The sequence below is a fragment of the Proteus mirabilis ATCC 29906 genome, assembly GCF_000160755.1.
Taxonomy (GTDB): Bacteria; Pseudomonadota; Gammaproteobacteria; order Enterobacterales; family Enterobacteriaceae; genus Proteus; species Proteus mirabilis.
Window position 1 is genome coordinate 1400030 of the sequence record NZ_GG668576.1, and the last position, 13944, is coordinate 1413973.

Below are 13944 nucleotides of genomic sequence, written 5' to 3' on the forward strand. Positions count from 1 at the left end.
TCTCTAACGGAAAAGAGAGTCTCGTTACAGAGACTCTCTTTCAATTAACTGACAGGGGACTTGTACTGTTTTATTATGATTACGCTCTTGAATAATATGTAATGTTGCTTCTTTACCTAAGTCATAATGTGGCAACTGTACTGTGGTGAGTGGCGGATAGAATAACTCCCCCGTTCCTATCATATTGTCATAGCCTAATACAGCCACTTGCTCAGGAATACGTAATCCCATCGACAGTAAAACTTGATAAGCCAAAAATGCGATACGATCATTACCACAGATTAAAATATCAAAATCTGCTTTTTGCTGACGACAGTGTTGCTGTAACAATCCAATCACATCACGGTAATGTTCATCGCCAAATAACATTGTGTATTGACGCAATGATGACAAAGGTAAGCCGGCATCTTGCCAAGCATCTTCGACCGCTTTACGGCGAATAGGGCCTGCAACGGTATCTTCGGGTAGATAAAAACATAACGGATGCCGATAACCTTTTTCAATCACGTGTTTTATCGCAAAATATTGTCCGTGATAATCATCAGGAATATAGGTTGGAAAAGTTTGATCTTTAGCTAGGCAGTTGGCAAGTACCACATTTTTATCACGTAGCTTTTCATGTACCGTGATTTCTCGCAATCCCATTGTGGTATAGATGATACCATCTGGACGTTGAGCTAACAGTTGCCAAATGGCTTGATCATACCCCTCTTGTTCAGTGAGGTTTACAACAAATGAACTCCAGCCAAACTGACGAGCGGTACGCTCGATGGATAAAATCATTTCCACGGAAAAAGGAGTCGTTGCGGTATCAATACCAAGCACACCGATCGATGAGACCTTAGTCCCTTGACCTCGAATTTTTCGCGCTGAAAAATCGGGCACATAATTCAGTTCTTCGATTGCACGTTGGACTTGTTTCAACGTATCTGGTTTTAATAACTCAGGGTTATTAATCGCTCTTGAGACTGTCATCAAAGAAACAGATGCAAGTCGAGCAACATCTTTCAGTGACGCCATAATATTGGCTCGATTGGGTTGTTAAGTAAGGTAATTATAAATAATGCTCTATTTTACAATAAGTAAAGAGAGAAATCCACATTCTCAAGACCATACAAATATAAGTATGACAAATTATTTTAGTTAATAAACTAATCAAAAAACAATTATCAATATTAATTATACTCACACTAGATGTTTAATATAGTTAAAAACACTTACGATAAAAAACTTAGTTACAATTAATAACAGTTATATGAACTTCGTTTATAGAAGAAAAATATCTTTAACGATAAAATAGAAATATTGAAACAAAACAAAGTTCTGATATTTTATCTATAATATAATGAAAAAGTATTAATACTTTTTTATTTAATATATCCTTATTATGGCTCCGTTACGTGAATACTACTCTACATAGAAAATTTATAAATTAGTCAAATTTCGTTACTCATTTACTCTTGATTAAGAGAGGAATAAAATTGGGAGCAACATATGGAATCGATAATCCATCTGATCACTTTCGAAGATGACAGCACAAAAGTTCAACTTAAAGCAGTGCTTTCTTCTTTAGCGGCAAATGTGAAAACCTATTCAAATGAACAGGCATTTTTAAAGTACTATTTTTCATCAACTAAAGGGGCTCATAAAGAGTGCATCATAATTAACACTAAAAGTAGTGCATCGCCATCAATTGCGTTGGTAAAAGAGTTAAACAAATTAAAGAATATCATTCCTGTTATAATTATTTCGGGAGATGCATCGATAGAAAGTTGCCGTAACGCATTTAAAGCGGGGGCTTTCGAATATTTAACTCGCCCTTTAAACGTCAATGAGCTTCTTAATATTGTGTCAGAATCTTTTTTACACTATGAAAGTGAGGTTGAGCAATTCAGAACCTATATTTCTTTAAAAGATAAGTTTAGTAAACTATCAAATAGAGAAAAAGAGGTAATGGAGATGATCCTTGACGGTAACACCAGTAAAGAAGCAGCCGAAAAGCTCTCTTTATCACCAAGAACAGTGGAAGTTCATCGTTCGAATATGTATACAAAACTAAAAATAAGATCACTACCACAACTAGTACAAGAATATGATTTCTTTAAAAAATATGACTTAAGAGCCAATTAAATTTAGCCCGTATATCTTCTTTATCATTAGATGATATCCAGCGCTTGTATAACAGCTTAATCGACTTTCGTTTCATTATTATTTATTAATGAGAGTAAACTGTATTGTAAAAATATTCTATTTTTGATGAATAAGTATTGAATATGGAAATAATAAATATACTAAGCTCCATTCTGCAACAGAAGGGAAGGCTATCCTATTTTGACGCCTCCCTTTCATAAGTCATACAAATACTCCAACCTCTAACCTGAACAATTAGTATATTTTATTTTTATAATCGCTATTATTAATAACGCCCTCCCTATTCATTGTTAATAATGGCGAAACGATAAAATAAATACTATTTAATTTGACATAAATCATTTTTCACCTCTTACAGACATAACTACTATTGACAATCAATTTCTGATTTACTGTCTTATTTTTTAACTAAAAATATTGCTGATTAAAAAAGAACAAAAAAGGAATCGCTGTCTCTTTTTTATGTCTAGATAAAGTACAGTAATTGTCTAGTGACTTTAAATTAATCTATATTTACCTTATAGAAAAAATAATTAAAATAACAAAAAAATCATAAACAACCTCATAAAATAGCTGATGGATGTCATAACTCTGGTTCTTTTTAGTCTATTATTTAGAAATTAATTCTCTTTATTGTTGAGCTATTTTAATATATAACAAATTTTTTCTACTCACCCACATCATAATAGGAATATCATTTTAGGAAAAAATGATTACGTAAAAACAACTAAACAAAAATAAGTATTAACACCTAAAGAATAAGTATTTTTTGTCGATTGAATATTTATCCTAGCTTAATCAATGAGCCTACTTTTTTATTCACTTATAAAATTTATTAGATAATCTTATAATTTGATCTTCATTTTCTTTTTACTTAAACGTATTATGCTAATACCTTGTGTACTCACTAATATTTTTTTGTAAAAAAAATGAATAATGAAGAAAAAAATCGTCGTCCTATAAAAGCAAGACAAACCAACTGGGCAACTCGCTGTAGTCGCTGGCTGCAAAGCAAAGGCGCTACCCCCAATGGGATCTCTTTATTTAGTATCCTATTCGCTGCTATCTCCGGTTTGTTTCTCTACTTTGCTCTCGCTCACTCCCAAGGCCTACTTCAATCAATCCTTCTTATTTTAGGTGCATTAGCTATCCAGGGTAGACTTATCTGTAACCTACTCGATGGTATGGTCGCAGTTGAAGGCGGATTAAAAAGTCCTGCTGGTGCCGTTTATAACGAACTACCAGACCGAATAGCTGATACATTGATTATTATTGGTGTAGGTTATGGTTTATCCATCACTTTTCCTATCGCTATTACCTTAGGCTGGGTAGCTGCTTTCTTTGCGGTAATGACAGCTTATATCCGTGTATTAGGTGGTAGTTGTGGGTTAGAGCAGCGTTTTACGGGGCCAATGGCCAAGCAACATAGAATGGCATTATTAACCGGTATTGCCATTATCTCTGCATTTATTCCCGCTGAATGGGGAGCATGGCTCTGTTTAGTCTCCCTGTGGATCATTATCTTCGGCTCTGTACTTACTACCATTTTGAGAACTCGCCAAATTTTACGCGATTTAACACAAGGAGTTGATGAATGAAAAATGGCAAACTCTCTTTCGATGCAAAAATCATATCATCAGTCTTAGTCTCTATCTGCCGTTTTTTAACCGGGATCAGAGCCAAACAAATATCTCCGATTGAGAAAGATAAACCTTGTATTTATTATGCAAATCACTCAAGTCATCTAGATGGTTTAGTTATTTGGTCTTCACTTGCCCCCCATATTCGCCCATTTGTGCACCCTGTTGCTGCAGAAGATTATTGGAATAAAAACCGTTTACGTCGTTATCTTTCTCGTCGTATCTTTCGTGCAGTTTTGATCCCACGCCACGCGAATAAAACAAATGTTAGTGAAGGAAATGGTGAAACAACAACTGCACCTCAGAAAGTAAATGCTCTTACACTGATGCAGGCTGTTTTAGATAAAGGTGAATCGCTAATTATTTTTCCTGAAGGGACTAGAGGTAACGGTGAGTCTATTCAGGATTTTAAAGCCGGTCTTTGGCATTTGTCCCGTAACAATCCACAGGCTCAATTAGTCCCTATCTATCTTGAAAACTTAAACCGCGTACTTCCTAAAGGCTCTCGGCTTGTTGTTCCTATCATTTGTAGTGCCACATTTGGCCCGCCTATTGAACCGACACATGAAAATGAAGATAAGACTGAATTTCTATTAAGAGCCAAAAGTGCGTTAGAGGAGTTACATCATGGATAGTATCAACAATGAAATTCTCTGGATCTTTATCGGGCTATTCTCCTTTTTAATTATTGCCAGTATTATTGGTGCGATCCTTGCGGCACTCAAAGGTCCTACCTCAACCATTACCAATCTTAATTCTCGAATTAAAGCTTGGTGGATCATGTGTATCATTTCTGCCGTCGCTATTAGTATTGGAACAATAGGCTCAGTTATCCTCTTCGCCTTAATTTCATGGCTTGCATTACGTGAATTGGTTACATTAACCCCGACTCATCGAGGTGATCACGAAGCACTTTTTTGGTGTTTCTTTGTCGTGCTGCCTATCCAATATATTCTCGTCGGTGTGCAATGGTATAATTTGCTAGCCATCTTTATTCCGGTTTATGCCTTCTTATTAATTCCAACACGTATGGCGCTTTCCGGAGATACTCATCACTTTCTCGAACGCATGGCAAAAGTGCAATGGAGTGTCATGATAGCTATCTATTGCCTTAGCTACGCTCCAGCATTATTAATGTTACCGATAGAAGGCTTTGAAGGACGTAATATTAACTTATTACTGTTTTTGATGATCGTGGTACAGACTTCTGATGTTTTACAATATGTGTTTGGTAAACTATTTGGCAAACATCCTATCGTACCGAAATTAAGTCCTAATAAAACCATCGAAGGTTTCTTTGGCGGCATTATTTCAGCAAGCCTTATAGGGATGATGTTATGGTGGGCAACACCTTTCACATGGTGGGCTGCTTTTTTACTCTCTTTAGTCATCACACTCGCAGGCTTTGCTGGCGGTTTATGTATGTCAGCCATAAAAAGAGACAGTGGCGTAAAAGATTTCGGTACTATGATTGAAGGCCACGGCGGTATGATGGATAGAATGGATTCTTTGTGCTTTGCCGCCCCTATTTTCTTCCACGTTATTCGCTATTTTTACGTGTAATTCCCTTTTGAATAAATGCTGGTAATCTGCAAAATTATTACCAGCATTTCTATAAATAAATCATCGAGTTATTATCGTCAATGTAATTAATCGCTTGTTTTAACTCAATTAAAAATACCTATACTTAAGCTTTATTTTTATAAATCAACATATTAAATAAGAATAATCCCATACTCGAAATCCGACCACTTCTTTTTTTAACTTATTGTCATAGATCACATTATTACTATCTTTTAATCTAGCGTTTCCTTTTTATTTTTTTGTAGATAATTATGATCACTTGGTTACTTCTTGCTTTATCTTTATTGTTATTAGGGTTCCATCGCAAACTTGCACTTACTACTTTAGCTATAACCACCATTAGCGCATTTATAACAGGTGTTATCACTTGGTATGTACTTCCGGTTATATTGAGCTTAATTTTACTCTCTTATGCATATCGCCATTACAAAACCAATCGTCTTATTGCCACTATTGTTATTCTTGCATTTATCGCCATTATTGTTGGGTTAACTTTTCATTTTATTCCTGGTTTTAATAACTTACGCTACATTAAACATGTTCCATTAGGGCAATATAGCCCCCCTTTCTCTTTTTATTTCAATGCCGATAAAGCATTAATCCCTTTTATTTTAATGATTTTTATTCCTACATTATTTAAAACGGAACCAGTAAAAAAAGCCAATAAATATCAATGGGTTTTACTGGCTATGGCGATCCCCGCACTGTTATTATTCGCAATGGCATTGGGTGGACTCGCTATTGAATTACATTTGCCACAATGGCTACCCGCCTTTATGTTAGCAAATATTTTCTTTGTCTCTCTTGCTGAAGAAGCACTATTTAGAGGAGCCATACAGCAAAGTCTATCTCGCTATTTATCTCCCTATCTCGCGCTATTTATTACCGCTATTTTATTTGGTTTAGTCCATTTTGCCGGAGGAATATTACTCATTATCTTCGCCTCATTGGCAGGTATTATTTATGGCTTAGCGTGGATGTGGAGCGGTAGGCTTTGGGTTGCTACACTCTTTCATTTTGCACTGAATCTCACTCACCTGCTCTTTTTCACTTACCCTTTTAAAATCGCGTAAGTGCTATATTATTCTGCTGTATTTTAAGTTTTAGTCTTTCCGTCTCTTTACTCGTTTAATACTAATACGAGTAAAGAGGATAGGTGAAACGTGAAAGCAGTCACACTATTAACTTATCGATCATCTTAATTTTCCCATCATTAGCTGAAATTTTTTGTTAGTATGCCCTTTATCGCTTATCTATAAATAACAAAAATTTTATACAACATATAATAACAAATAAGCCAAAATAACAGCGATTGACAGCATAAAAAATACCCACTATTGCACTGTGATAGGTATCCATCACACAAAAATAGATTATTTTTACCATACACATTATGTGACTTTTACCTCTTTCACCATCAGGAAAAAGAATATGTTAGATCAAGAGATGATCCGTACTTTTATTCAAGTAGCAGATTGCCAAAGCTTTACTAAAGCGGCGGAAATGTTACACAAAACATCTGCGGCCATCAGCTATCGGATCAAAACCCTAGAAGAGAATATTGGTACACAGTTGTTTAATCGTACGACAAGAACCGTCACATTAACGCCGGCAGGTGAATATTTATTAGAGAAATGTCGCCAGTGGATTGTTTGGCTTGAATCAATGCCTATCGAGCTACAGCAGATGAATGCAGGAGTTGAGCACCAAGTTAATATTGTTATTAATAACTTACTCTATGATCGTACCGCCGTGGCCAGTATGTTAGCCTGCCTGCACCAGCGTTTTCCTTCTACCCAATTTCATATTACTCGACAAGTTTATATGGGAGTATGGGACGCGTTAATTAATGAAGATTACCATTTTGCCATTGGTGTCACAGGTAATGAATCACTGAAAAATAATATTAATATTTGTGCTATGGGGGAAATTCAATGGCAATTTGTCGTGGCACCAAATCATCCATTAGCCAATGTTAGTGGGGTATTAAGTGATGATCAAATGCGGATATACTCTGCCGTCAATGTTGAAGATACTTCACGCCATCTTTCCAAACGCACCGCTTGGCGTCTATCTGGACAACATGAAATTAAGGTGCCTGATTTACATACTAAACTAGCATGTCATTTAAAAGGTGTCGGGATCGGTTTTTTACCATTAAGTCTATGTAAGCCACTGATTGATAGTGGACAACTTATTGCAAAGGAAGTGAAAAATCGTCGCCATAATTCTCCCCTATCATTAGCTTGGTGCGAAGATAAAAAAGGTGCCGTTGTCAGCTATCTGGTTGATTTGTTCCGACAAGGGCATCCCAGTGTGCAATCTTTTTACGATCCCCTTAACTAAAAAAGGCAAACCGAAGTTTGCCCTTGTTGATAACATTTAACTTAATGCGTTAGTTGGTCGCTGTGGCGTCAGGATTTTCTTTAATAAATAAGCTTGCCACAATACCTATGCAAATCAGGATAGCAGCAAAATAGAAGCCGGAATCCATACTTCCTGTTTTATCTGATAAAAAACCCGTTAATGTAGGGGCAAATACTGAACCTAGCATACCAATACAGTTATACACACCAAAAGATGTCCCTAATGCATGGCGTGGTGAATTATCTGCCACTACCGCCACTAATACTGGATTAGTACTAATTTTCCCTACGATCCCGTATAAGATCAGTGCACCAATCAGTACCGGCATAGAATCTGACATAGGTACAGCAAGAATAGCCACTAAAGATAACGGTAACATAATTAATAGCACAGGCTTACGACGGCCTAATTTATCAGAGAACCAGCTAAATAAGAGTGAGCCAGGAATAGCAAACCAAGGCATGAGTGATGCTATGGTAGAGATCTGTGTTCCTGTAATACCACGCTCGGTTTCAAGATAATAGGGTAACCAAGTGACTAAAACAAAGAACCCATAGATTGAACAGAAGATAGTAATATAAGCAAGGTTAATATTACGGTTACCAAATAAATCTTTAAACGTCAGTTTTGTTTTCTGTTTTGGTGCATTAGGAGCCGTATCCGTAGCTTTCGTTTTAGGTTTATCTTTTATTATCCATAACATCATCAAACCAATGATAATAATAGGTACCCCAATAATATAGAATGGTGCACGCCAGCTCATCCCCATCTCACCGACAGAAATACTAGAGATGTAGTAACCGATGGATAAACCAAACGCCATACCACTATTGATAATGGCACTACCTAGCGTAATACGATGTTTTGGAATAGCTTCTGAAGATAAACCATATTGTGGACCATAATAGAATCCTTGGAATACCCCGACCATCACCCATGCAAACATAAAGGTGACATAAGTTGGCATCATCCCTGCGATAATGGTAAATCCACCAAAGAGTACAACACCCGTGACTAAGACTTTTTTCTTACCTAAATAGTCACCAATTATGCCTGATGGAATGTTCAGTGCTGTATAACCAATAAAGAAAATACTCATAATTGAGCCAAGTTGCGCTTTGGTAAGATCAAACTCAGCACCAATATTCACCATTAAAGGACCGACAATGGCACGGCTACCATACAGTGCAATCCAACCAAAAAAGAAAATAATCGTCAGCTTGACCCAATAAGGGACTTTGCCTTTACTTTCATTCACTTGTGCATCGTTCATAATGACGCTCCTGACAGAATGTTATTAAGACTTATAAATTAAAGTGCCAGACTGACCTTCAATAACCTGTTGAATGTTTTGTAATGCGCCAATATGAGCTTGTTGTCCTGTGGCATTTACAAAATCACTGACAGCCATGATTTTTGGTCCCATTGCGCCATCAGCGACTGCCATTGGTGCAAGTTCTTCTGGTGTTGCTTCACGAATAGCAGCTTGTTCTGGTGTTCCCCAATTTTTATAAATGGCATCAGCCTCTGTTAAAATAACAAAGTGCTCTGCATTTAACTCACGAGAAATTAAAGCTGCAGTTAAATCTTTATCTATAACGGCTTCACTACCAATAAATTCATTATTTATATTATTAACGGGAATACCTCCTCCACCGCCACAAATAACAATATGACCTTTATCTAATAAAAGCTTTACTGCCTCTATATCAATTATTTTTTGAGGTGCTGGTGAAGGTACGACACGGCGATAATATTGCCCATCTTTTTTAAATGTCCATTGATATTTATTTATTAATTCTTCTTTTTCTGCTTCCTCATAAATAGGACCAATAAATTTACTCGGCTCTCTAAAAGCCTCATCATTAATATCAACAGAAACACGAGTCATTACTGTAGTAATTGCTTGCGTAGGATTATTTTGATTGATTTTCTGCATCATCATATAACCAATCATCCCCTGGCTTTCCGCGACCAAGATATCCAACGGATAGGCTGGAACCGCTTGATAAGCAAGATTTTGTAATGCTAACAACCCAACCTGAGGCCCATTACCATGTACTAAAACAACACGGTACTCTTGCGCTAATTTATTAATTGTCTCTGACATTAATTCAATATTTTTATATTGATTTTCAGCAGATAAAACTTCGCCACGCTGTAATAATGCATTTCCGCCTAAAGCAATAACAATTGTTTTCATAATTATCCGTTTCCGAACGTTTATAATTTCTTTTTAATAAAAAAAGATTAATCTATACGCTGTTGTTGTTTAATTTGATAACCAATCCATAATCCCAGTAAAGTATCTGCACCGGAATGATGACCGATAGAGAGTATTTCCAACATATCTTTAAAAATAATCTCTTTATTTTTTATTTTTTTACCTAGTTGAATAAGATAGGTAGAAAATATTCCCCGTGTGGCGTATTCCAAATAATGTTGACTCACTATCGTAGTTAATGACGATAATGGTGGTGTTTCATTAAAAAAATGTTCAATCGATTTTTCTGGCTCTGCTAAATAATGCGCAAATAACATTCCCACCAGCATATCATCTGAACTCGGTGTTAACCCTGGACCTTTACCAATAAACATCGCCCAATTAACCGCTTTTCCAGACAATTGATGATAAAATAACTTTGTTAATAACTTAATTTCATCAAGTCGGGCGATTTGACGATAGTTTTTTAATGGCCCATAGAGTCCTGTCGCTATCACCGGAGATAATAGAGAAAAAAAACTCTCTAACCATCGTAAATCTAATGTCGCTTTATCTTGTAAACGCAAATTTTCACTATCACCGGCAATCAATGTCATATTATCTGCGATTGCGATTTGATTGTTTTTCATCCGCATTTTCAAAGCGGGGTGACACTGCTTAGCCAAAGAATCAAAATCGGCTTGTTTCAGTAACCACCCCATCGGGCTTAATCCTCTTCCTTGACGATGAAAAGTGATTAAGCGTTGCTGAGGGCAAATAAAATTCAAAGCATGTTCATAAATGCCGACACATTTAAACTCACCTTCAAAAGCAAAGATATGCTGACTGGTTTGAAGTGCTTGAATTTGCATATTGCCCCCCGACGACCGTGTTATTACAAAACGTGATTAAGCTTCAATGCCTAATTCTTCTGCTAATGCCACTATCGCTTTTTCAAAACAGCCTAAAGGTGCACGTACCGTTCCTGCGCCAATTTGCCCAACCCCCGGCTCTTTATGAGCAATACCCGTATTAATTAGCGGTGTAATACCCGTTTCAACAACTCGACGAGCATCTAAACCTAAACACGCACCTTGGAAATCCCAAGTCGGTATTTGTAGCATCATATTACGAGCAAGGTAGATTTCAGCCATCTCTTCTGTCACTTCACGTGCTGCATCCATACCACCCGATGCTCCGACAAAGCGGGTTACTCCCGGAGCTGCAACCATTGCTGCACCACCAATACCGAAAGTTTCAGTAATAGCACTATCACCAATATCAGGGTTGGCATCTGCTTGGCTAAAACCAGAGAAGAATAATCCTTGTGGCGTATTAACCGGTGCAGTAAACCATTGATCACCCATACCACTTATTTTGATGCCAAAATTACTACCATTACGCGTCATTACCGTCACAATCGTACCTTGCTTAATTTGTGCTCCTGCGTCCATCGCCGCTTTACAATAAGCCATGGCTAAATTAAGGAAGAATTGGTCAGTAATACTGAGGAATTTGGTCACTTTAGTTATCTCAGCCGCATCTAAATCCAATGTGCTAAGAATTGGCGCCAGCTCTCGTAACAATAGTGCAGAAGCTGCAATATTACGTTGGTGGAATTCATCCCCCATCGTAATGGCTTGACCCATAATTGCCGTAAGGTCTATCCCATTCTCAATGGTGGCTAAAGCTGCTTTTAATACCGGAGCTAAGCTATTACGCATCCAATGCAAACGTTCTTGTACATCAGGACCATAAGCACCAAAACGCATCACTTTACCAATACCTTCGTTCATATTGCAGTAAGCATAGTTACCGTGAACATGGTTTTTAATCACTAGCATTGGCATATGAGCAGAAGTAATACCGCCCATCGGCCCTACTGCATTGACATTATGGCAAGGAATAAACTCAATCTCTCCCGCCTCTAACATAGCCAAGGCTTGCGCTTCATTTTCAGCCCAACCTTCAAATAAGCTAGCACCAATACAGGCGCCACGGACAGGGCCACTCATTTCTTGCCAAGTTACAGGAGGTCCTGCATGCAGTAATTTTTTTCCTGTTGCTAAAGTTGGTACTACTTCTTTTGCTAAACTCACATCACACCAGTGAGGACGGGCTTCACGGATACGTTCGATAACTGCTTCATTCGCTTGTTCGATAGTTGAGTACATATCTGCAATTCCTTATTTCAATTTCTTTAATATTTCAGCCAGTTTTTTATTACCACCTGCGACAGGTGCCCATTGATAATGAACAACAGGCGTACCACTGGATTGCAGATCGTCAGCAAAACTGCGTAATCCGGCGTTGATCACGGAGATCCCATTTAAAAGTGGTGAAATTTCAGCAGCGGCTTCTACTGGATGTGGCTGGATTAATTCTTTGGCTAACAGTACGACTTCTGGCAAGGTATCCATCACAATAATACCTGCATCTTGTAGCTGTTTTTGTTGCTCACTACGGTTTTGAGGATCTTCCTGCGTACCGGTAATAGTGGCGATAGTGATCAGTGGATTAGCTTCACCACGTTTTTCATTTAGTTTTTTAATTTCTTGAATTAATGCACCTGCTGGATCTGACGTTGCACCATAACCAATCACAAAGTCGACCAGTAATACGCCAATATCATGCTTATTACTTAATTCACTAATAAATTTATTGCGAGTAGAAGGATCTATCATTGGATGGGGTTTGCCTTGGGTATAAAAATCATCGCCCATATCAATAATTTTATGCCCTTGTGCATCGAGCATCGTACCTTGCTTATGTTCGTTATCTACCGCCACATTGAGTTGCTCAGATAACAACATCGCGCATTCTGCCGCTAATGTTCCACCAGCATATAATCCAATAATCTTTTTACCTGTCACTTTAGGTAACTGAGCAGCACTATCTTCAACACGTGCTAACGTAGCCGCAATACGCGCCGTTTCGTCTAAGGTGCGAGTAAAATAGATATTATCGTCTTGATATTTCTCTGGTGTTGTTCCTAAGAATTGCGCCACTATCGGTTTATTATGACGCTTCATTTCTGCAATGATTTTTTCACGTACTGCAGGCGCGGGAGGTTTAGAAACAAAAGCAATCACACGGGTTTGAGGATCTGCCGCCAGCATATTAATAGCCGTGATAGCACTAATGCCACCAATTTGCTCGCTGAGATCTCGTCCCCCCAGACCTATTGCATGAGAAACCCCTTGGCGTTGTAATACAATTTGTGAGGTGATCTCTTGAATTCCTGTCCCTGATGCACCAACGATACCAATAGAGCCTTTCGGTGCAATGTTAGCAAAGGCTAAAGGTGCGCCAGCAATATTTGCCGTACCACAGTCAGGCCCCATAACTATCAATCCGTTAGCGGCGGCTTTTTCTTTTAATGCTTTTTCATCAGCAATAGAGACGTTATCGGAAAATAGCATCACATTACAGCCATCTTCTAATCCCGTATCAGCTAATTCCGCCGCATACTCACCGGCAATAGAAATAAGCAACATATTAGCGTTAGGACTTTTTTGTTTAGCCGTACGCCAGCTACGTACAGTGGTTAATTTATTACCACTTTTTTGACCGTTAGCAATATCAGCTAAGGCTTCTTCTAACGCACTGGAGATAGTCTCGATAATAGCGGGATCGTCTGATTCAGCTTTAATCGAAACACAGATATCATTAGGTGTCGCTTCGTTAAAAATGTCATGCCAAAAACCGGTGACATCAAGGAGAGATTTATTCGCTGGTGTTCCCATCATGACGGAAATTTCTTCCACCTCAGGGGCTTCACTTAATTTTCGGGAAATTATCATCAGGCTGACGGAATCCTGAAAGCTCCCTTTTTTAATAAAAGCATGGATCATTATAATATCCTTAACGCATTTAATATATGTAACTGCACATATCTAGTTGCATTTCGTTTTTTTGATAATAAGAAGCCTATTTACTTAATAGCTTAAGTAATATAAATAAAATTCGAGATAGACATGTTTGAAACTCTGTATACAA

General features: G+C 37.6%; 12 protein-coding genes. 6 read left to right on the forward strand and 6 right to left on the reverse strand.

Going from position 1 to position 13944, the window contains the following annotated elements; genetic code table 11:
- Nucleotides 1-24 precede the first annotated feature (24 nt).
- Nucleotides 25-1020 carry a LacI family DNA-binding transcriptional regulator gene (locus HMPREF0693_RS06280; protein WP_004244288.1) on the reverse strand — a complete coding sequence of 332 codons (996 nt, stop codon included), beginning with the start codon at nucleotides 1018-1020 and terminating at the stop codon, nucleotides 25-27.
- A gap of 474 nt (nucleotides 1021-1494) precedes the next feature.
- On the opposite strand from HMPREF0693_RS06280, the gene HMPREF0693_RS06285 reads away from it, so the two are divergent.
- The 6 genes from HMPREF0693_RS06285 to allS all read left to right on the forward strand — a co-directional run bounded on the left by HMPREF0693_RS06285 (nucleotide 1495) and on the right by allS (nucleotide 7721).
- Complete coding sequence (locus HMPREF0693_RS06285; protein ID WP_004244289.1) at nucleotides 1495-2130, forward strand: response regulator transcription factor; 636 nt, start codon at nucleotides 1495-1497, stop codon at nucleotides 2128-2130.
- 950 nt (nucleotides 2131-3080) lie between these two features.
- Nucleotides 3081-3749 carry a CDP-alcohol phosphatidyltransferase family protein gene (locus HMPREF0693_RS06290; protein WP_004244291.1) on the forward strand — a complete coding sequence of 223 codons (669 nt, stop codon included), beginning with the start codon at nucleotides 3081-3083 and terminating at the stop codon, nucleotides 3747-3749.
- Complete coding sequence (locus HMPREF0693_RS06295; protein WP_004244292.1) at nucleotides 3746-4426, forward strand: lysophospholipid acyltransferase family protein; 681 nt, start codon at nucleotides 3746-3748, stop codon at nucleotides 4424-4426. The genes HMPREF0693_RS06290 and HMPREF0693_RS06295 overlap by 4 nt, the downstream gene beginning before the upstream one ends.
- Complete coding sequence (locus HMPREF0693_RS06300; RefSeq protein WP_004244293.1) at nucleotides 4419-5354, forward strand: phosphatidate cytidylyltransferase; 936 nt, start codon at nucleotides 4419-4421, stop codon at nucleotides 5352-5354. Before HMPREF0693_RS06295 ends, HMPREF0693_RS06300 begins: the two co-directional genes overlap by 8 nt.
- A 272-nt stretch (nucleotides 5355-5626) precedes the next feature.
- On the forward strand, nucleotides 5627-6448 hold the full coding sequence (locus HMPREF0693_RS06305; RefSeq protein WP_004244294.1) for a CPBP family intramembrane glutamic endopeptidase: 822 nt from the start codon (nucleotides 5627-5629) through the stop codon (nucleotides 6446-6448).
- A gap of 358 nt (nucleotides 6449-6806) precedes the next feature.
- A complete protein-coding gene (gene allS / locus HMPREF0693_RS06310) occupies nucleotides 6807-7721 on the forward strand; it encodes an HTH-type transcriptional activator AllS (RefSeq protein ID WP_004244295.1) in 915 nt (304 codons plus the stop codon).
- 49 nt (nucleotides 7722-7770) lie between these two features.
- Here the strand turns inward: allS and HMPREF0693_RS06315 are convergent, their stop codons facing one another.
- Genes HMPREF0693_RS06315 through HMPREF0693_RS06335 form a run of 5 tightly spaced genes read right to left on the reverse strand, consistent with a single transcriptional unit; the run spans nucleotide 7771 to nucleotide 13799 of the window.
- On the reverse strand, nucleotides 7771-9015 hold the full coding sequence (locus HMPREF0693_RS06315; protein WP_004244297.1) for an MFS transporter: 1245 nt from the start codon (nucleotides 9013-9015) through the stop codon (nucleotides 7771-7773).
- A gap of 24 nt (nucleotides 9016-9039) precedes the next feature.
- Complete coding sequence (locus HMPREF0693_RS06320) at nucleotides 9040-9945, reverse strand: carbamate kinase (RefSeq protein ID WP_004244298.1); 906 nt, start codon at nucleotides 9943-9945, stop codon at nucleotides 9040-9042.
- Between the two features lie 47 nt (nucleotides 9946-9992).
- Nucleotides 9993-10817, reverse strand: a complete 825-nt coding sequence (locus HMPREF0693_RS06325; protein WP_004244299.1) for an oxamate carbamoyltransferase subunit AllH family protein — start codon at nucleotides 10815-10817, stop codon at nucleotides 9993-9995.
- Between the two features lie 36 nt (nucleotides 10818-10853).
- The gene (locus HMPREF0693_RS06330) at nucleotides 10854-12119 is read right to left on the reverse strand and encodes a YlbE family protein (RefSeq protein ID WP_004244300.1); all 1266 of its coding nucleotides are present in this window, start codon (nucleotides 12117-12119) and stop codon (nucleotides 10854-10856) included.
- A 12-nt stretch (nucleotides 12120-12131) separates the two neighbouring features.
- Nucleotides 12132-13799: an acyl-CoA synthetase FdrA gene (locus tag HMPREF0693_RS06335; protein WP_004244301.1), complete on the reverse strand. Its 1668-nt coding sequence runs from the start codon at nucleotides 13797-13799 to the stop codon at nucleotides 12132-12134.
- Nucleotides 13800-13944 lie beyond the last annotated feature (145 nt).